Origin of the sequence: Mycobacterium shottsii, assembly GCF_010728525.1 — a bacterium.
In the GTDB taxonomy this organism is placed as follows: domain Bacteria; phylum Actinomycetota; class Actinomycetes; order Mycobacteriales; family Mycobacteriaceae; genus Mycobacterium; species Mycobacterium marinum.
Window position 1 is genome coordinate 3,832,808 of sequence record NZ_AP022572.1, and the last position, 18,677, is coordinate 3,851,484.

General features: G+C 64.9%; 14 protein-coding genes and 3 pseudogenes. 9 read left to right on the forward strand and 8 right to left on the reverse strand.

Going from position 1 to position 18,677, the window contains the following annotated elements; genetic code table 11:
• Positions 1–13 precede the first annotated feature (13 nt).
• The 3 genes from G6N41_RS17600 to G6N41_RS17610 all read right to left on the reverse strand — a co-directional run bounded on the left by G6N41_RS17600 (position 14) and on the right by G6N41_RS17610 (position 2,208).
• Positions 14–529: a hypothetical protein gene (locus G6N41_RS17600; protein WP_198965256.1), complete on the reverse strand. Its 516-nt coding sequence runs from the start codon at positions 527–529 to the stop codon at positions 14–16.
• Between the two features lie 71 nt (positions 530–600).
• A complete protein-coding gene (locus G6N41_RS17605) occupies positions 601–1,542 on the reverse strand; it encodes a M48 family metallopeptidase (RefSeq protein WP_231608566.1) in 942 nt (313 codons plus the stop codon).
• A 144-nt stretch (positions 1,543–1,686) separates the two neighbouring features.
• Positions 1,687–2,208 carry a GNAT family N-acetyltransferase gene (locus tag G6N41_RS17610; RefSeq protein ID WP_198965257.1) on the reverse strand — a complete coding sequence of 174 codons (522 nt, stop codon included), beginning with the start codon at positions 2,206–2,208 and terminating at the stop codon, positions 1,687–1,689.
• Positions 2,209–2,439: 231 nt separating this feature from the next.
• Here G6N41_RS17610 and G6N41_RS17615 point away from each other — a divergent pair, with 231 nt between their 5' ends.
• The 3 genes and pseudogenes from G6N41_RS17615 (at position 2,440) to G6N41_RS17625 (ending at position 6,161) form a co-directional block, all read left to right on the forward strand.
• Positions 2,440–4,086, forward strand: coding sequence for a class I adenylate-forming enzyme family protein (locus G6N41_RS17615; protein WP_198965258.1), 1,647 nt, complete (start codon positions 2,440–2,442; stop codon positions 4,084–4,086).
• Positions 4,073–4,845 (forward strand): annotated as a pseudogene (locus tag G6N41_RS17620) (class II aldolase/adducin family protein). The gene G6N41_RS17615 and the pseudogene G6N41_RS17620 overlap by 14 nt, the downstream one beginning before the upstream one ends.
• Before the next feature lie 47 nt (positions 4,846–4,892).
• The gene (locus tag G6N41_RS17625) at positions 4,893–6,161 is read left to right on the forward strand and encodes an amidohydrolase family protein (protein WP_198965259.1); all 1,269 of its coding nucleotides are present in this window, start codon (positions 4,893–4,895) and stop codon (positions 6,159–6,161) included.
• Positions 6,162–6,233: 72 nt separating this feature from the next.
• Here the strand turns inward: G6N41_RS17625 and G6N41_RS17630 are convergent.
• Positions 6,234–7,105, reverse strand: a pseudogene (locus G6N41_RS17630) (IS5 family transposase).
• Positions 7,106–7,151: 46 nt separating this feature from the next.
• Complete coding sequence (locus tag G6N41_RS17635) at positions 7,152–7,568, reverse strand: CBS domain-containing protein (protein ID WP_012394342.1); 417 nt, start codon at positions 7,566–7,568, stop codon at positions 7,152–7,154.
• Positions 7,569–7,735: 167 nt separating this feature from the next.
• Between G6N41_RS17635 and G6N41_RS17640 the strand changes: the two genes are divergently transcribed.
• Positions 7,736–8,686: an alpha/beta hydrolase gene (locus G6N41_RS17640; protein ID WP_198965260.1), complete on the forward strand. Its 951-nt coding sequence runs from the start codon at positions 7,736–7,738 to the stop codon at positions 8,684–8,686.
• Here the strand turns inward: G6N41_RS17640 and G6N41_RS17645 are convergent.
• The gene (locus G6N41_RS17645) at positions 8,683–10,656 is read right to left on the reverse strand and encodes a flavin-containing monooxygenase (protein WP_198965261.1); all 1,974 of its coding nucleotides are present in this window, start codon (positions 10,654–10,656) and stop codon (positions 8,683–8,685) included. The two genes, G6N41_RS17640 and G6N41_RS17645, sit on opposite strands and share 4 nt — an antisense overlap.
• 246 nt (positions 10,657–10,902) lie before the next feature.
• Here G6N41_RS17645 and G6N41_RS17650 point away from each other — a divergent pair, with 246 nt between their 5' ends.
• Complete coding sequence (locus G6N41_RS17650) at positions 10,903–11,700, forward strand: SDR family NAD(P)-dependent oxidoreductase (protein WP_012394345.1); 798 nt, start codon at positions 10,903–10,905, stop codon at positions 11,698–11,700.
• Between the two features lie 59 nt (positions 11,701–11,759).
• Entirely contained in the window at positions 11,760–12,437 is a 678-nt protein-coding gene (locus G6N41_RS17655; protein ID WP_020728898.1) for a hypothetical protein, read from the forward strand.
• 24 nt (positions 12,438–12,461) lie between these two features.
• On the opposite strand, the gene fadD1 is transcribed toward G6N41_RS17655, so the two are convergent.
• Together fadD1 and G6N41_RS17665 are read right to left on the reverse strand one after the other, a co-directional pair.
• Positions 12,462–14,054: a fatty-acid--CoA ligase FadD1 gene (gene fadD1, locus G6N41_RS17660; protein WP_198965262.1), complete on the reverse strand. Its 1,593-nt coding sequence runs from the start codon at positions 14,052–14,054 to the stop codon at positions 12,462–12,464.
• Entirely contained in the window at positions 14,051–14,221 is a 171-nt protein-coding gene (locus G6N41_RS17665) for a hypothetical protein (RefSeq protein ID WP_020728900.1), read from the reverse strand. The genes fadD1 and G6N41_RS17665 overlap by 4 nt, the downstream gene beginning before the upstream one ends.
• A 695-nt stretch (positions 14,222–14,916) precedes the next feature.
• Here G6N41_RS17665 and G6N41_RS17670 point away from each other — a divergent pair.
• The 3 genes and pseudogenes from G6N41_RS17670 to G6N41_RS17680 all read left to right on the forward strand — a co-directional run.
• Positions 14,917–16,197 carry an alpha/beta fold hydrolase gene (locus tag G6N41_RS17670; RefSeq protein ID WP_036455898.1) on the forward strand — a complete coding sequence of 427 codons (1,281 nt, stop codon included), beginning with the start codon at positions 14,917–14,919 and terminating at the stop codon, positions 16,195–16,197.
• A 100-nt stretch (positions 16,198–16,297) separates the two neighbouring features.
• Positions 16,298–17,269, forward strand: a complete 972-nt coding sequence (locus G6N41_RS17675; RefSeq protein WP_198965263.1) for an IS481 family transposase — start codon at positions 16,298–16,300, stop codon at positions 17,267–17,269.
• Between the two features lie 436 nt (positions 17,270–17,705).
• Positions 17,706–18,665 (forward strand): annotated as a pseudogene (locus G6N41_RS17680) (FAD-dependent oxidoreductase); the annotation flags it as partial.
• Between the last annotated feature and the right edge of the window lie 12 nt (positions 18,666–18,677).

The window sequence follows — 18,677 nt, forward strand, 5'->3', positions numbered from 1 at the left end:
CTGGCGAACCGGCCTAGCGTGGATCCAGTGGTTGGTGGCGCTTGCGCAAGGCCGTGTAATGCAAGACCAGCGCGGTGACCAAGCCATATCCGAGGTGCGGGACCAGATCACTGATCCAGCCGACGAGGCCCCAGGTCCTGGGGTCGGTCACCCCGAGCAGGGTCATCGGTCCGTTGGTACCCACCAGGGCGAGGGCCGTTGCGACCAGCATGGCCACCAGCAACCGCGGCCGCCAACCCAGGCCGTAGGCAAGCCCAAGAACCAGGCCCATCCCAATCCCGGCCGCGTCGCCGGTCAGCGCGCCGAGACCGGCGACGCGGTTGGCCAGCACGTCCCCGGTACCCGGAACCGTCAGGTGCAGCAATCGCGCCATGGCATTGACGGTGTCTTCCGGGGTCGTACTGGTGGAGCGGCCCCGCACCGCGATGTCCAGGTAGGCGATCACATTGAGCGCGGTGGTGCCGGCGGCGCCGGCGATCGCTCCGCTGGCCAGTCCCGCCCCCAACTGGCCCATCGATATGGATCGCACTGCCGCTGCCTCCTGCGTTGCCGGACCGGATGATTCCCGTGCCCAGGCTATTGAACGCGAGGCTGGGGGGACTACCTGGCCCATCCGCCGTCGCCGGGGACCGCCCAGGCCGTCGGCGGCACCGGGGCCGGCTGTTTGGGCCGGAAGAACAGCGAACCCGCAACCATGCGGTTGCGCAGCGCGGCTGCGCGCCAGGTGTTCACCGGATGCGAGGACACCATGTTGGCCAGCCAGACGAAGAACCCGGTCTCGGACCCGGCCCGGTCGGCCATGCCGTCGAAATCCACCGACCGGAGCAGATACTTTCCGGCACTGAGCACACCGATGGCCTTGCGGGCACCTGCGGGACGGAACGCGTAGCCGTAGTTGTCGGCGGTGTACTCCATCGACCGCGACAGGGTCGGCCCCAACAGCGGAACGCGCATCGCAAGTTGCATCAGCTGGCGCCAGTACGAGGCATGCCCGGCCGCGATATGGCCGACCTCATGGCCGATGATGAAGGCGAGCGCCTCGGGGTCGCGGGCTTGACCGCCGATTTCGAACAGGTCGCTGTACACCACGACGTAGCGGCGAAAGCCGTGCCCGCTGGAGAAGGCGTTGATCAGCCCGTTGCCCAGCACCACGTAGGCGTCGGGAACCTCGCTGAGCCCGAACCGGCGGGCCGCCTCGACGACGAGCCAGTAGCCTTCGGCGAACTGGGTCGGTGACATCTTGACACCGTTGGCGCGCTGCTTGCCGTAGGTCAGCCCGCGCAGCGCGAACAGCACGATCGGCGTGGCCACGATGGAAATCCAGAGCAGGCTGGACTTGCCCGACAGCACCACGGCGGCCGCGACCAGGTAGAGCAGCACGCTGGACACGATGACCAGCACCAGCAGCCCGATTTCCCACGGGTGGCGTCTGGGGTGCCCCAGGTACCCGGTGGGACCCGGGGGCGATCCCGATGGGGTGCCGTAGAACGAGGCGGGCAAGTGCGGGTAGGGGTGGCCTGGCGGCGATTCCACAATGGCCATGGGTGGTCTCGGGCTCCTCGCTGTGGTCGATCGGTTCTGGTCGACTGCACCTTGCCGCTCGGTCCTTGGAGGATTCTTGGTAACTCCTTGGTGACACGAAACCGCAGATCAGCCACCGGGCGACCGCCGCGGTGAGGTCAGGATTCAGCTCTGGGATCTCGAGTGGTGCAGCGTGAAGCCAATCTGCGGTATGACCAGGACCCCGGGTACCAGCGTCCAGGCGAATGAACGGCCATCGAGCTGGAAGCCGTTCTTCTGATAGAACCGTCGTGCTCGATAGTTCTTCTCGGCACACCACAAGACCGCGTCATGTAACGGCGCCGAGTTGAGCGCATTGGCAAGCAGCAGGCCGCCGATGCCCCGGCGATCATTGCCGGCGGCGACGTAGAGCGAGTCGATCTCCAGCTGATCCGGATTGTCGGGCTCCGGCCCGAAAATGCTCATCCCGACGATCTGGCCGCCCGACTCGGCTAGCCACATGGACCAGCCGGCTCTGGCGAGCCTGCGCGGGTACTCCTCGTCGATCCACTCCTGCCAATCGAACAGATCGAGGGTCTCGGGCGTCATGATGCCGCGGTAGGAAAGCCGCCAGCTCGGGTAGTGCATCTGCGCGACGTTGTGGTAGTCCGCCGGTTCAGCTTGCCGGATCGAGATACCGTCGGGCATCTCCGTCGCGCTTGCTCCCATGGTTTGTCTGAGCCACGGACAATACTGCCCGCTACCGTCTTCGACCCGACTTTCGCGCGCAGTTGCACGATTACGGGTTTGGGGGAGAGTAGCGCAGCATCCGAGGGACACCTGGCGAACGGGGTATCTCGGTTGTCTCCTGGGTGCGGGGCCGACACCAACCGTCGCGGGTCGGTGTGGAGCGGCACGTTATTTTCCTATCATTTGGTTATGGCTGTCGGTCGGCGCGATGTGGCGGGATCTCTGGCATTCAGCACCCAGGAGGCGATCCGCTACCACGCCGCAGGCTGGTGGTCCGACTCGACGCTATCGGACGCGGTAAGACGAAACGCCGAATGCTCGCCGCATCATGCCGCCTATATCGACTACCCGGCGTCACTGCTAACGTGGAGTGAATTCGACTGTGCGGCAACCAGTCTAGCCGAACAGCTGGCCGGAACTGGCGTGCTGCCCGGCGACCGGGTGGCGGTATGGCACGGCGACTGCGCCGCGCTACATGCGTTGTTCATCGCCATCGAGCGCTGTGGCGCCGTGGTGGTGGGCATCGGTGCACGCGCCGGTGTCCGGGAAGCCACCCAGATATTGCGCGCCGCGCAGGTCAAGCTCCTGGTCAGCGACGCCCCGCGCAGCGCCGCCGCGACCGAGTTGAGCGCACAGCTTCCGGTGCCCTCGGGTGTCTTAGTGCGCGAGGGTAAAACGCTGCGCTTCGACGGTAAGCCGGTGCCGGTGGCGCCCGAAAATGGGCTCGAAAGCGAGCTCGGAAACGAGCGACGCCTCGGTCCCGATGATGTGTTCCTGATCAACTCCACCTCGGGCACCACGGGGGCACCCAAATTTGTGGTGCATACCCAGAACCGTTGGCACTACTTTCATCAGCACGCGGTCGCCAATGGCATGTTGACGCCGCAGGACGTAGTCCTGCCGGTGATTCCCATGCCCTTCGGATTCGGCATCTGGACCAGCCACACCACACCCATTTACCTGGGGGCCAGCGCGGTGATTCTCGATCGGTTCACGACGCTGGCCGCATGTGAGGCAATCGCTCGGCGCCGGGTCACGGTGTTGTGCTGTGTCAGTACCCAATTGACGATGCTCATGGCCGACCACTGGTGCCGGGCCTATGATCTGAGCTCGCTGCGGGTCGTCTTCGCCGGCGGCGAGGCGTTGCCGTACCGGCGCGCCACTGAGTTCGAGGATCTCACCGGCGCAACCATTCTGCAGTTCTATGGCTCCAACGAGACCGGATTGCTCAGTGCGACCACCTTGCGCGACTCGCGGGAGCGTCGCCTCAGGACGGGTGGGCGGGTTGTTCCGGAAATGTCGGTGCGGCTTTTCGACGGGGACCGTGACGTCACCGCGTCGGGCCGGGGCCAGCCCGCGTGCCGCGGACCGGCGACCAGCCTCGGCTATCTGGGCGGAACCGATCACGAGAAGTTGTTCACCCGGGACGGGTGGATGCGCATGGGTGATATCTGCGAGATCGATCCGGACGGCTATCTGACCGTCACCGGCCGGACCTCGGACTTCATCTTGCGCGGCGGAAAGAACATCAGCGCCGGTCAGGTCGAGGATGCGGCGCTGACCCACCCGGCCGTCGCGATCGCTGCGGCGGTGTCGATGCCCGATCCGGTTTTCGGGGAGAAGGTCTGCCTCTACGTCGAGCTCGCCGACTCGCAGCGCCTCGATCGAACCGAACTCGTCGAGCACCTCTTGGCGCTGGGGTATTCCAAAGAACTACTGCCCGAACGACTCGTCGTGGTCGACGAACTGCCCCGATCCTCCGGCGGCAAGATTGCCAAAGGGCAGCTTCGAGACGATATTCGAGCCAGGATGGAGACCGAGCATGAACGCTCCTGACGCACGCCAAGGTGGCCTGCAGATATGGGCGCCATCGGTGATTCCTCCGATCGGTGTGGAGCTATCCGATGCGCAGGCGCTCGCCGTTGCCTTCCGCCACCTCGCGGGCATCGGGTTCGCAGAGAACATGCCGGTCACATCACCTGGCAGCCCGACGGCCAAACCGACATGCTGGTCAATCCATGGGGGCTGTGGTGGCAGGAACTCACCGCCTCGGATATCTGCACGGTGGACGCCGACGCGCGGGTGGTCAAGGGCCGGTGGGACGTCACCCCCGCGATCCATATCCACACTCAGTTGCACCGAGTTCGCGACGATGCTCGCGTGGTCATCCACAACCACCCGTACTACGTGTGTGTCCTGGCGGCCCTGGGCCGGCTGCCGGACCTGGTGCACCAGACCGGATCGCTCTTCCTCGACGACATGTGCCTGGTCGAAAGCTATGACGGCGAAATCGACAGCGCCGCAAGTGCGGCCGACCTCGCGGCACATATCGGAAGCGCGAACCTGACGATTCTGGCCAACCACGGCGTCATCGCCACCGGCCGCAATCTCGCCCAAGCCGTCTATCGCGCCGCGTCGATCGAACGAGTATGCAAGCTGGCCCACGACGTGATGCTCACCGGTGCAGAACCCACACAGATGAAATGGTCCGATATGGCCGGCATGCGGTCATCGCTGATCGAACGGGCTGCCGACGTCTATTGGGCGGGGGCGGCACGGATGACCATCAAGGCCGACCCGGCCGTACTGAGCTGAGCCCCGATGACCGCGAATCACCCAGCACTGCAGAGAGATTGCCGACGATGAAATCGATCGACGAACTGGCCAGCGACCTCAGCTTCACCACGGTGAAGACCGGCGCAGATCGCAGCGTCACTTTCTTGCCGGATCCGCCCAGGGCGCGGCGCTGCTACACGGTGATTTCGGTGGACGATCACATCGTCGAACCGCCCGACACCTTCACCGGACGTCTGCCGCAGAGGTTCGCCGACCGCGCACCACGAGTCGTCGAGACCGACGACGGCGGACAGGTGTGGGTCTACGACGGACAGGTACTGCCCAACGTCGGGTTCAACGCGGTGGTAGGGCGACCCGTCTCGGAATATGGCTTCGAGCCGGTTCGCTTTGACGAAATGCGATGGGGCGCATGGGATATTCATGAGCGTATCAAGGACATGGATCTCAATGGTGTCTACGCATCGCTGAACTTCCCGTCGTTTCTGCCGGGGTTTGCCGGCCAGCGGCTGCAGCAGGTGACCAAGGATCCCGAACTCGCCTGGGCCGCGGTGCGGGCCTGGAATGACTGGCACCTGGAAGCTTGGGCTGGACCATATCCGGAGCGGATCATTCCCTGCCAGCTGCCCTGGCTGCTGGATCCCAGTGCGGGCGCACAGCTGATCCATGAGAACGCCGAGCGCGGATTTCGCGCCGTCAGCTTCAGCGAGAATCCCGCGATGCTCGGACTGCCGAGCATTCACTCGGGCCACTGGGACCCGATGATGGCGGCGTGCGCCGAGACCGGCACGGTGGTGAACCTACATATCGGATCGTCGGGTTCGTCCCCGTCGACCACCGATGACGCACCTGCGGATGTCCCGGGCGCGCTGTTCTTCGCCTACGCCATCTCCGCGGCCGTGGACTGGCTGTATTCCGGCCTGCCCAGCAGATTTCCGGATCTCAAGATCTGCCTGTCCGAGGGGGGAATCGGTTGGGTTGCCGGACTGCTCGATCGTCTCGACCACATGCGCAGCTATCACGAGATGTATGGCACTTGGCGAGCCATGGGCGAAAGTTTGACGCCAGCAGAGGTTTTCACGCGAAACTTCTGGTTCTGCGCGGTGGAGGATAAGTCCTCGTTCGTGCAGCATCATCGAATCGGTACGGAAAACATCATGGTGGAATCCGACTATCCGCACTGCGATTCGACCTGGCCGCACACCCAGCAGACCATGCATGAACAACTCGACGGACTGCCCGCGGACGTGATTCGCAAGATCACTTGGGAGAATGCGGCGCGGCTCTACCAGCACCCGGTACCGGTCGCCATCGCGCAGAATCCAGAGGCATTCTGAGGATTGTCACGGCCGATCCGGGCCGGCCGAGAACGACGCAGAGCCGCCGCGCACCGCCCTAGGTCCTGTCTGCTAATTGCGGACGCGGTGGTAGGTGATGATGGCGGCCAGGGTGGCACCGCCGAGGTAGGTCAGGGCGTATTTGTCGTAGCGGGTGGCGACCGCGCGCCAGTGTTTGAGCCGGTTGAAGCTTCGCTCGACGGTGTTGCGGTGCTTGTAGATTCGGCCTGAGAACCCCGGAGGCCGTCCTCTGTTGCGGCCTTTGGCTTTGCGGCGGGTGATCTGGTCGCTGCGCTCGGGGATGGTGTGGGCGATCTTGAGCCGGCGCAGCTGTGCCCGCGTCGAGTCATGGGAGTACGCCTTGTCCGCCAGCAGGTGAAACGGGGCGTATGAGTTGCTGCACCGGGCGGCCAGCAATGGCCAAAGCATCGGATTATCACCGGCTTGACCGGCCGACAGTGCCAGGGTGACCGGACTGCACAGCTGGTCGGTCAAGGCGTGGATCTTGGTAGTCAGCCCGCCGCGGGAACGCCCAATGGCGTGGTCATCGGGCTCATCGAGATATTTCTTGTAATTCGACAGATCCCCCTGTGCGGCGCCCGGGGCGCTCCGGCTGCGTGTTGGTGGGCGCGCACACTGGTCGAATCGACCGACAACAGTGCGCCCAGGTCGGCGTCCTCGGCGTCGAGGTCAGAGGCGATCGCCGCGAAGATCCGCGCGTAGATGCCATCGACCGACCAGCGTAGATGCCTCTCGGCCACCGATTGCCAGGGACCGAAGTGCTCGGGCAGGTCACACCACGGAGATCCCGTACGGTAACGCCAGATAATGCCCTCCAGAGTACGTCGATGATCGTTCCACGGCCGGCCACGCCGCCGCCCCGCAGGCAACACCGCCACGATCAGCGACCACAAATCATCAGAAATCGCATGCGTCCGCATCACCCAAACAGCATCAGCCAAAACACCATTCACATTAAGCAGACACGCCCTAGTCCGAGTCCAAAACGGCATCGGAGCAGTAGACGCCGAGCAGGTCACGAGCCGAGACGATCCCCGCCGGTATGCCATCGTGTTCCACCAGAACGTGGCGAATGTAGTGTTCCATCATCTGGTTCGCTACCTGATCGACGGTGGCGTCGGAGTCGCACCACACCAGTTTGGTGCTGGCAACGTCGAGGGCGGGCACCGTATTCGGATCCTTTCCGGTCGCTACTACGCGAACCACATCGCGTTCGCTCACCAGGGCGGCAGGCCGGTCGTCGTCCCCGATCACGATCGCTCCGACGTTGTCGGCGATCATCGCGTTGGCGACGTCGGCGACCGTGGCGTCAGCGACAACTCGCGCGACGGGGTCGCCGGTAACGGTGGAGATCGACAGCGATCCGGCACTAGGAAGGGTAGTCACCCACCTATGCTCACCTAGCCTCGTGTGCACACTCAAGTGACTTGAGTCATTAATTCAGATGGCCTTGGGTAGCGGGCATGTCCGCCGACGGCCGCTAGGGTCGCCCGGGCCGCCGCCGGTACCGGTGTAGGCCCATGCGGACACCTCGATGTGCGATCGTATGGTGCATGCAAGCCCGTTCCGATGGTCCGCCGGCCTTCACCAAGCCCGACGCAATCGACCCCGCCTTGCGGGCGATCTCCCGGATCCTGCCGCGAGGCTATGGGTTGCATCGCGGCCTCAAGCTGCCACGTGCGCTGATGAAGCTGGCTGGGATTACCGGACGTCTGCGCGATGTGCCGGTGGTGGCCGTCAACGACGAGGTCAGCGTGCGATTGCACCGGCCAGCCGGATTGCCGGATCCGGGCCCGGCCCTGCTCTGGATCCATGGCGGCGGAACGGTCATGGGCAGCGCCGCTCAGGAGGATCAGTACTGCCGCAAGTTGTCTCATCTGGCGGGCGTCGCGGTGGCCGCGGTGGACTACCGGTTGGCGCCCGAGCACCCCTATCCGACCCCCGTCGAGGACTGTTATGCGGCGTTACTGTGGCTGCGCCAGCAGCCGTGGGTCGATCCGTCGCGGATCGCGGTGGCCGGTGCCAGTGCCGGCGTTCTTTTCGCGGCCACGCTGGTTCAGCTGGCCTGCGACCGCGGTCATGTGGAACCGGTGCTGCAGATGTTGGTGTACCCCATGCTCGACGACCGCACCGGCTCCGGTCCGAACGGCCACAAGCGCATCATTTGGAGCGAGCGGGACAACCAACAGGCGTGGCAGTTGTATCTGGCCGGGGCAGACCCCAGCACGGCCGCACCGGCGCGACGTGCCGACCTGTCGAATCTGCCGCCGGCCTGGATCGGCGTCGGAACGCTGGACCTGTTTCATCAGGAATGCCTCGACTATGCCGCGCGCCTGCGCGACGCGGGTGTCGAGGTCCATGAGCAGATCGCCGACGGTGCCTTCCACGCATTCGATCTGTTGGCGCCGAATGCGCCGGTGTCATTGGGGTTCTTCGCCAGTCAGTGCCAGTTCCTGCGAACGCACCTGCACGCCAGCGTCAGCGACCAGCCTCAGGCCCCCTAGCGCCGAAACTCGTAGTGGTTGCGGTCGGGGCGGTTGGTCCAGTTCCAATAGTCCAGGATGCGCCAAGCGAACAGGGTGGGCGCATCACCCGCCGCGTTCTTGTAGTAGCTGCTGCACACCGCAGGGTGATTATAGACCATGGTCTTGAGCTGCCGCTGGCTGCGCTGGTTGTAGTCACTACACACCCCGTCTCGCAGCACCGCGTAGCGAGCCTCCTCGGACAGCACCATGTCGATACAGCCCAGGATGTAGCGCATCTGGCACTCGGAGTTGTAGATGATGCTGGCGCCGTTGACGGCGTTGGTACCCGGGCCGTACATGCAATAGAAGTTGGGGAAACCGGGCACGCTGATGCCGAGATAGGCGTAGGCGGCGTCGCCCCACAGGTCGTTGAGCTCAATGCCGTCCAAGCCCCGAACGCGGATGGGCCCCAGCTGATAGTTGACGTCGAATCCGGTGGCCCAGATCAAGACGTCGGCCGGCCGGTGCACACCGTCGCGGGTGATCACCCCGTGGGCGGTGATCTCGGCAACGCCCTCGCGGATGAGCTCGACATCGTCACGCTGCAAGGTTTTGAGCCATGTTCCGTTGTCCTGCAGGGTACGTTTGCCCATCGGCGGATAGTTCGGCGTAACCTTTGCCAGCAGCTGTTCATCATCGGTGAAGGTCCGCATCCAGGCGATAAACAGCTCGCGGACTTGGTGATTGGCGGTACTGACAGACAAGCCGCCGTTCTCCCAGTCCGGGTCGATAACCGTCAGGTGCGCTGCACCGTCGGCGATCGGCCACCAGGTCACGAATCGCAGCCACCTGTCGTAGCAGGGGAGATGGCGCACCGCCCATTTGACCGGATCGCTGACGGCCGCGTGGTAGTTGATGTTGGGCGCCATCCATTGCGCGGTGCGCTGGTAGACGTCGACCCGTTCGGTGATGTCGGCGATGGCGGGTACCAGCTGAAAGCCGCTGGCGCCGGCTCCGATCACCGCGACCCGCTTGCTGGCGAGCTCAACGCCCTCCTCCCAATCGGCGGTGTGAAACGACGGACCCGCGAAATCCTTGCCGCCCTTGATGTCCGGGATCACCGGATTGCTGAACTGGCCGACCGCGCAGATGACCGCGCGTGCGCTGAGCACCTCGGCGCTGCCGTCGTGGCCGCGGATCCGCACCGCCCAGCTATCCGATTCGTCTTGCCAAGCGGCGCTGACAACTTCGGTGTTGAATCTGACATGCGGGGTGATCTCGTAGCGCTGGACCACGTCATTGAGGTAGTGCAGGATCTCGGGCTGCTCGGAGTAGGAATGCGACCAATGGTCGTTAGGCTCGAACGAGTACGCGTAGTAATGGTTCGCGATGTCCACGCGGCAGCCCGGATATCGGTTGGCCCGCCACGTGCCCCCGACCCCGGCCTGCTTCTCGATGATCACAAACGGCAGACCGGCTTGCTTGAGTTTGATTCCGGCCAGTAGCCCCGCTTCGCCACAACCGATGACCAAGACTGGGAAACCACTGCGTTGACTTGGACTGGACCGCAGCGGCGGGCCATCCTGGTCCGCGTCTGAGATCCGTAGATCCGCGGCAATGTAGTCGATGAATTCGTCGGTAACCTGACCGGCCGACGCCACGTCGAGCATGGTCTGCAGCTGGACCCGGTTCGGGAGGAACGGCGCCGGGCAGCCACGGTCACGGTGGTCGCGCACCACCTCGAAGGCACGCTCGCGGACGGTCTGTTTGTACTCTTCGCTCATGCCGCCCTGGATGTCCATGGCGATCAGCATCGACGGGCCCGGAAGTTCGTCGAGCAAGCCCAAATTGCCGGTCATGTGCACCATCGACATCAGCAGCGCCGTAGCGCTGGCCTCGGCGAGGGCGGCCCGAATGACATCGTCGGAATCGTGGAACGGCATGCCGGTCAACCGCGCGGGCCCCGCGGGTACGGCGGACGGTGCGTGGCCACAATCGAAGAAGGCCATTGACATCAAGATACGTACGGCCAGTCATCCATGGCCAGCCCGGGGCGGGGGTGCGGTCCAATGCCCGCTCGGTGAGTGCGCGCGCCGGCGCCCCCGCACGCCCCAAACCTACTCCCGCAGTGTGGTTCTCGGCCGGTCTCAAAGCGCCGGTGGATGCCTCGGTGCGCGGCGGCCGACCTCGGGCACCGGTGCGGCGGTGTCACGTCGGATCGAAGGCAACGGGCAGCGTCGGCTACCGTCGTCCCCATGGAACTATCCGGCAAGACTGTTCTGGTTACCGGCGCCACGGGCGGTCTCGGACGGGCGATCGCCTCGTCACTGGCCGACCGCGGTGCGGAGCTGATCCTGAGCTCGCGCAAGCCCGCGGAGCTCGACCAGCTCGCGGCATCGCTTCCGGGACGGAATCATCGCTCGATCGTCAGCGACCTCGCCGAACCGGGTGCCGCGCTGGCCCTGCTCGCCGAGGCGGGGGAGATCGACGTTCTGGTCGCCAACGCAGCCCTGCCCGCGTCCGGGAAACTGGAAACCTTCACCGCCGAGCAGGTGGATCGCGCGTTGCGGGTCAACCTAGAGATACCGGTCCAGATGACCCGCGAACTGATCCCGGCGTTCACCCAACGAGGGTCCGGGCATTTCGTCTTCGTCTCGTCCATTTCCGGCAAGACGGCCACCGCGCGTGCGTCGCTGTACGCGGCGACGAAATTCGGCATCCGCGGTTTCGCGCTGTGCCTGCGTGACGATCTGCGCCCGGCTGGGGTCGGCGTCTCGGTGGTGAGTCCCGGGGCGATCAGTGGCGCGGGCATGTTCGCGGACTCCGGTGCGACCGCTCCGCCGCTGATCGGTACCGGCACGCCCGATCAGGTCGGTGCCGCCGTGGTCACCGCGATCGAGCGCAATCGCGGCGAGGTCACCGTGGCGCCGCTACGCCAGCGGGCGCTGGCGCGCTTTGCCGCCAATGCCCCCGAGATCGCCTCGCGGCTGGCCGGGGGGATCGCGGCCAAGGCGGCCGACGAGATCGCCGCCGGCCAGCTGCACAAGCGCTAGCCCGAAGGGGGCGCGCGGCGGCGCTGACTATCCCCGCCGGTGATGGCATCCTGGCTTGGGTGGGGCTGCTGTTTCGGTTGGTCGAGTTGCTGGTGCTGATTGCGCCCATCGTCGGGCTGATCTATGCGGGCATCCGGGCGATCTCGTCGCTCAACAGGAGGTCGGGGGATGGAGCGGTCGATCACGCCCCTCAGGATCGCGCGGTTGGCCAGCCCGACGACGCCCTGCCCGGAAGCAAACCGGCCCAATGGCGGGCGATACGACGCGCGATCGACGCTCACGACGAAACGAACACGCGCTGGTTGGACTATGAACTCGACGTGGCCAAGCTCCTTGATTTCCCGGTGATGACCGACATGCGGGACCCGATCACGACCCGTTTTCACAAGGCGAAGTTGGCGGCGGACTTTCACCGCCCAATGCGGGCCGAAGATCTGCTGGACGACCGCGATGCGGCCAAAGAGTATTTCGATGCGGTGCAGAACTACGTCACCGCGTTCAACGCCGCCGAAGCCGAGGCGATGCGCCGGCGTAGAAGTGATTTCTCCCGAGAAGGTCAACAGCGGCTGGCTCGTGCCCAGAGCCTGCTGCGGGTGGCCGCGGATAGCTCTGCCACCGCCCAAGAACGCTCGCGGGCATACGACTTGGCCTGCAATGAACTCGACGGTCTCATGGTCTTGCCTGGCACTACCAGAGCCAGCATCGAACGCGGCATCGCCGGGGAGATAGATGGATAGCTACCGGCCGGCCCGGGCGCCGCGCTAGCGGCTCTCGTCGGAGGCTATTCGGTACCGGGTGCCGCGCTGCTCCCGCACCCACAGCGCCTCGTCCGGGCCGATGGCTGTCACTTCGGCGATCAGCTGTCGCTTGAGCACCTTGTGGGTGGCGGTGCTGGGCAGATCTGCGGCGATCCGGACGTATCGCGGCCAGGCTTTGGCGGACAGGTCGGGTTGCGCGCGCAGAAACGCTTCAAGCGATTCGGGGGTGAACTGCTGGTCCCGGTGCGGCACGAAGGCGGCCATCACCTGATCGCCAACCCGGGCATCTGGGACCGCATATACCGAGACTCGGTTTACCGCATTGTGCCGCAACAGAATTCGTTCAATCGGGGCTGCCGCAAGGTTTTCGCCGTCTACCCGCATCCAGTCGGCGGTGCGGCCGGCGAGATAGATCCAGCCCTGTGAGTCTCGGTAGGCGAGGTCTCCGGACCAGTACATGCCATGGCGCATACGCTCGGCGTTGGCGCCGGGATCGTTGTAATAACCGGTGAAAAAGCCCGATCCCATGGTGTTGACCAATTCGCCCACCGCTTCGTCGGCGTTGGCCAGCGCTCCGTACTCATCGAAGCGTGCCACGGCGCACTCGGTGACGGAGTCGCTGTTGTACACGGCGACACCGTCGACACCCTTGCCGATCGAGCCCGGCGGCGTGCCCGGTTCACGGATCACGATGACGGCATTCTCGGTCGAGCCGAAGCCGTCCTCGACCTGGACTGCGAAACGTCGCGAGAACTCTTCGATGTCTTTCTCATTGGCCTCGTTGCCAAAAGCCACGCGCAGCGGATTCTCGGCGTCGTCGTCGCGTTCGGGCGTGGCAAGGATGTAGGCCAGTGGCTTGCCGACGTAGTTCATATAGGTTGCCTGATAGCGGCGAATGTCGTCCAGGAAGCCGGTCGCCGAGAACTTAGCCGGTGCGATCGCCGCGCCCGAGACCACCGCGGGTGCCCATCCAGCGACCACCGCATTGGAATGAAAAAGGGGCATGGACACATAGCAGGTGTCGTGAGCCGACAGCCCGAACCGTTCGGTCAGGCTGCGGCCGGCGAATGTGGGCATCAGGTGTGAAACCTGTACCGCCTTAGGGTTGCCGCTGGTACCCGACGTGAAGATCATCATGAACGGATCCATCATTTCGACTTTGCGGTGGGTGACCAGCGAACCGGCACCGCCAACCAGCTCTGCCCACCGAGGTGTCGAGGTATCGAAGATCTCTACATCCGCGAGGTCCAAACCATCCAGCAGCGAGCGATTCTCGGCATCGGTCACGATGATCTGGCATTCGGCGCGCCTGATGTCGGCGGCCAGTGCCTCGCCGCGCCTGGTGGTGTTCAGACCGCAGAGCACATAGCCACCCAGCCCGGCCGCGGCCATCTGGGTCAGCATTTCGGGCGTGTTGCCCAGCAAGGACCCGATATGTAGCGGGCGGTCCGGGTCGGCGGCGGCGATCAATCCGGCCGCGCGCGCGGCGGCCTCCGCCAGATACTCGCGCCAAGTCCATTGCAGATCATGATATTTCACGGCAATGCTGGAGTCGGACATGCGCTGTTGCAGCAGGGCCTGAATCGTCTCTGTCATTGATCAGGATCCGTATTCGTTGTGGGTTGGGGCAACTGGCGGGCGTGTCGCTTATCGACGATCAGCTGGGCTGCAATCATCCCGCGCAGGGCGGTCAGCAGGTGTTCGCCGATGGCAGTGCTGTGAATCGAACGGATCTGCAGCGGGCACAGACGCTTCTTCTCCATCGCCAGGATGGTCCCGGTAGATTTCCCATGGCGCACCTATTCGGGCAACGCACGACACTTCGCTTCGTGGTGACCAGTCGAACCGAGACCAGCTTGCCACATGGTCGCGACCGCGGACAGGCGCCCTGAAATTGGAGTACCGAGGTGCCGGCGGCCAATCGAGCAAGCCCTGACCTGTTGGTCGGCAACGGCGTCTTGGATGCCGGACACGCGTGGACCGAGGCCTATATTGTGGCAACGGCGGTCGCACAGCTCAAGCGATGTGCGGCGACCGTGATCAGGGCGTGGCCGGCGGGTGCGGCTCGACCGTGCAGGGCACCGCAGGGACCTACGCAATTGCTGCCACCGGCGGCGGTAACAAGAACGATGGAGGGCGCGGTGCGGGGGGCGCGTCGATCGCGATGAGCGGCGGTATCGAAGGCGCTGGCATCGATTGCGCTAGCGAGCAGGGCACCGGCCAGCCGCAGGCCGCGGGGACGGCAGTCCCCGGCAGTTCCCGGCCGCGATGGGTTTTCTGGTGCCGCCTCCAAGCTGGCCCACGCAGAGCAACATGGCACCGCTGGTTTGGTCTGGCGGCGACGGTTCTGTCTGTTGCCGCGGGCACCTGCTGGGCCGCCGCTTGGGCGGGCGGATCTGACCAGTCGTCCGCACTGTCGGAATGGTCTCCATGCGCCGCTGCCAACGGCGCTGCCGGAATGCAATGCGCCATCCTCAACGTGCCGCTGGATTGGAACCTTGCTGAATCTGCCACGGCACAGGTCGCCGTGGCTCGGCTGCCCGCAACCGGAGCGCACAAGCTGGGGGTAATCGTCACCAACCCGGGCGGTCCCGGCATATCGGGCATCGACGATATGGCTTACAGCGGCAATTTTTGGGACCGGCTACGACAAGATTTCGACATCGTCACCTTCGATCCGCGCGGGGTAGGCGCGAGCCGGCCGGCCATCGCGTTGGCCGGCGATGAGCTCGTCGCCGCCGTCCGCAATCAACCCAGCATTCCGCGCACCGAGGCTCAGCGCCGGAGTCGTCTGGAGGGGACAACTCGGCTGGTGGATGCCGCGCAGCGGGGAGGCGTTCTGGGTTTAGTTGGGACCCGAGAGGTTGCACGCGACCTTGAGGCGCTGCGGGTCGCGATGAACGTGGAGAGCATCGACTACTTCGGATTTTCCTACGGCACCTACCTGGGGGTGGTGTATGCCGACATGTTCCCCGGCCGCACTCACCGCATCGTGCTCGATTCGGCCATGAATCCCGCCAACGACTACGCCACACTGCGCCACGATCAGGCTGTTGCTTTTGACCACGCTATCCGGGCTCAGTTCGACGCCCCAGAAATTCAACGCATCCAGGCGTTGATCGAGAGACTGGATGAAAGCCCCGTCGTGGGCGAAGACGGACGTGTGCTGTCGGGTTTGCGGTTGCTCAACTACGTCGAATCAGCGGCCTACGAACCGGAGACGTCGGTGCCGGTACTGCGAGAAGTGCTCGCCGAGGCCAGTCGGGGGAACTGGGCTCCGGTCATCGCCGCCGTGCACGGACCGGCACTTCTGGTTAACCCCGCTGATCTGCCCTATCTCTCGGTAGCGTGTCATGACCTGTCCACGCCCACCCAGGTTGGTGACGTTGCGGCGTTAGCCCGCGCCTGGTCACGTGAAGCCCCATTGACCGGGGCCAGCCGCGCGTGGTCCGTGCTGCCCTGCACCGTCTGGCCTACGCGGGCCGCCGCGCCGCCGCACCGGATGACGGCTGCGGGCTCCGGGCCGACGCTGGTGATCGGTGTCGCTGGTGACCCAGCGACACCGCCGCATTGGGGCCGCGATCTGGCTGCGACGCTCGAACACGGCCAATATTTGCAATGGGCTGGCGCCGGCCACGTCGCCTACGGCCGCGCCGGTGAGCCACTAGGCACAATCGTCAACGATTTCTTCGTCTCGGGCAGGTTACCGCCTGCCGGCCTTGAGCTACCCGCCGACTAGGTGTCGTGACCTGGGAGGTTGTTAACGGCGTGCCTGCTTGAAAGTGGGAGGACCTCCTGACGGAGTGGATGTGTCTGGCATTCACCCGTAGGAGGTCCTTGTGTCTCACGCTAACGCCCGTACCAATGTGTTCGCTCGTCAGTTGATCGTTGAGCGCGTCGCCGCCGGGTGGCCGGCCGCGCATGTGGCTGAGCAACTGGGGATTTCGCGGGCAACGGTGTACAAGTGGCTGCGCCGGTATGCCGAGGGCGGTGATGCCGCGCTGGCCGACCGCTCGTCGCGGCCGATCCGGATGCCCAACCGTACGAGCCATCGGGTCGAACAGAAGGTACTCGCCGCCCGCCAACGCCGTAAGCGCGGCGCTGTTGTGCTCGCCGCCGAACTCGAACTGAATCCCTCGACAGTCGGACGGATCCTGGCACGCCACCAGGTGCCACATCTGAGTGCAATCGACCCGATCACCGGCGAGGTGGTGCGCTCATCGCGGCGCAGCCCCAACCGCTACGAATACCCCACCCCGGGAGCCGGGGTTCATGTCGACGTCAAGAAGCTTGGCGCCATTCCCCCAGGCGGTGGATGGCGCCTGCACGGCCGCGACGCCGCAGTCTCAGTTGCCCACCGGCACAAGAAGACCAAGATCGGCTACGACTACGTGCACACCGCCATCGATGACTACACTCGGCTGGCCTACAGCGAAGTGCTCCCCGACGAGAAGGACCCGACGTGCGCTGGGTTTCTTCACCGGGCACTGGCCTGGTTCGCCGCCCACAGTGTGCGTGTGCGTCGGCTACTGACCGACAACGCGTTGGTCTACCGACACGGCACCGACTGGGGCTGGGTTTGTTCGGCCTGGCAGCTTAAACGCCGATTCAGTAAGCCCGGCTGTCCCTGGACCAACGGCAAAGCAGAACGTTTCAACCGGACCTTGATCAACGAATGGGCCTACGCCCGCCCCTGGACCAACAACACCCTACGTAGCCGCGCCCTTGACCAATTCCTTCGCCGCTACAACACTCGACGAGGCCACTCCGCCCTCGGCGGACGACCACCAATCAGCCGACTCGCTGTCTGACAACAACGTGTCAGGTCACAACAACTAGGACTTCACCTGCGGCGAACCTGGGGCCTGGTCAGGTGCTTGCTCCCCAGCGCCGGCCCAGCACCGGAATTGGGTGCGGGTGCTGTTGGTGATCGTGGGCGCCGACCTCTCCTTGCGGGGCTGTGCGCGGGTCTGTTGCGGTTGGCTTGTGGGGCAGGTGTGTTCGAGCTCGGCGGTGATCGGCTTGACCGTGTCGCCGGGGTGGCGGGCGTTCCCAGCGTGTCGGCCTTTTGCCGCCCAGCGGCCAGATCGCTTGCTGCCAGGATGATTTCGCGTTGCGCGGTATCGAGGATGTTGCCGCTGCGGGCGTGCACGGTGTCTTGGACTCGAGCATTGTTTCGGCCGCTGTGCGCCGATGAACTCCGCCCGGTCCGGCGTGCCATTGGACGCCCCTTATGCTTGTCCGCAAATGGGTGAGAAAACCACGTGCGCGATAATCGGCGGCGGCCCAGCCGGGATGGTTCTCGGGCTTCTGCTGGCCCGGGCGGGTGTAGAAGTCACGTTGCTGGAAAAGCACGGCGACTTTCTGCGCGACTTTCGCGGTGACACGGTGCATCCGACCACGATGCGGCTGTTCGACGAGTTGGGCTTGTGGGAACGCTTTGCTGAGCTGCCCTTCAGCGAAGTTCGCAAAGCGACGCTGGATACGAACGGGCGTTCGGTCACCTATATCGACTTCGGGCGGCTGAACCAACCGCACCCCTACGTCGCGATGGTGCCGCAGTGGGACCTGTTGAACCTGCTGGCCGAGGCCGCCCAAGCCGAGTCGAGCTTCACACTTCGGATGAATACCGAGTTGACCGGTTTGCTGCAGGAAGGCGGCCGCGTCACCGGAGTGCGCTATCAGGGCGCCGAGGGACCCGGTGAATTGCGGGCGGAGCTGACCGTGGCGTGCGATGGGCGGTGGTCCATTGCCCGCCAGGCGGCCGGGCTCAAGACGCGCGACTACCCGGTGAACTTCGACGTGTGGTGGTTCAAGCTGCCGCGCGAAGGTGATGCGGACTTTTCGTTCCTGCCGCGTTTCGGGCCGGGCAAGGGGCTGGGTGTCATCCCACGTGAGGGCTATTTCCAGATCGCCTACATCGGGCCCAAGGGGACAGACGCCAAGCTGCGTGAGCGCGGGATCGAGGAATTCCGGCACGACATCGGCGCACTGCTACCCGAAGCGGCCGAGTCCGTGGCCGGGCTGGCCTCCATGGACGATGTCAAGCATCTCAACGTGAAGGTGAACAGGCTGCGACGCTGGCACATCGATGGGCTGCTGTGTATTGGTGATGCCGCGCATGCGATGTCGCCGCTGGGTGGGGTGGGTATCAATCTTGCCGTTCAGGACGCGGTCGCGGCAGCGACCATCTTGGCCGAACCACTGCTAGGGCGTGTC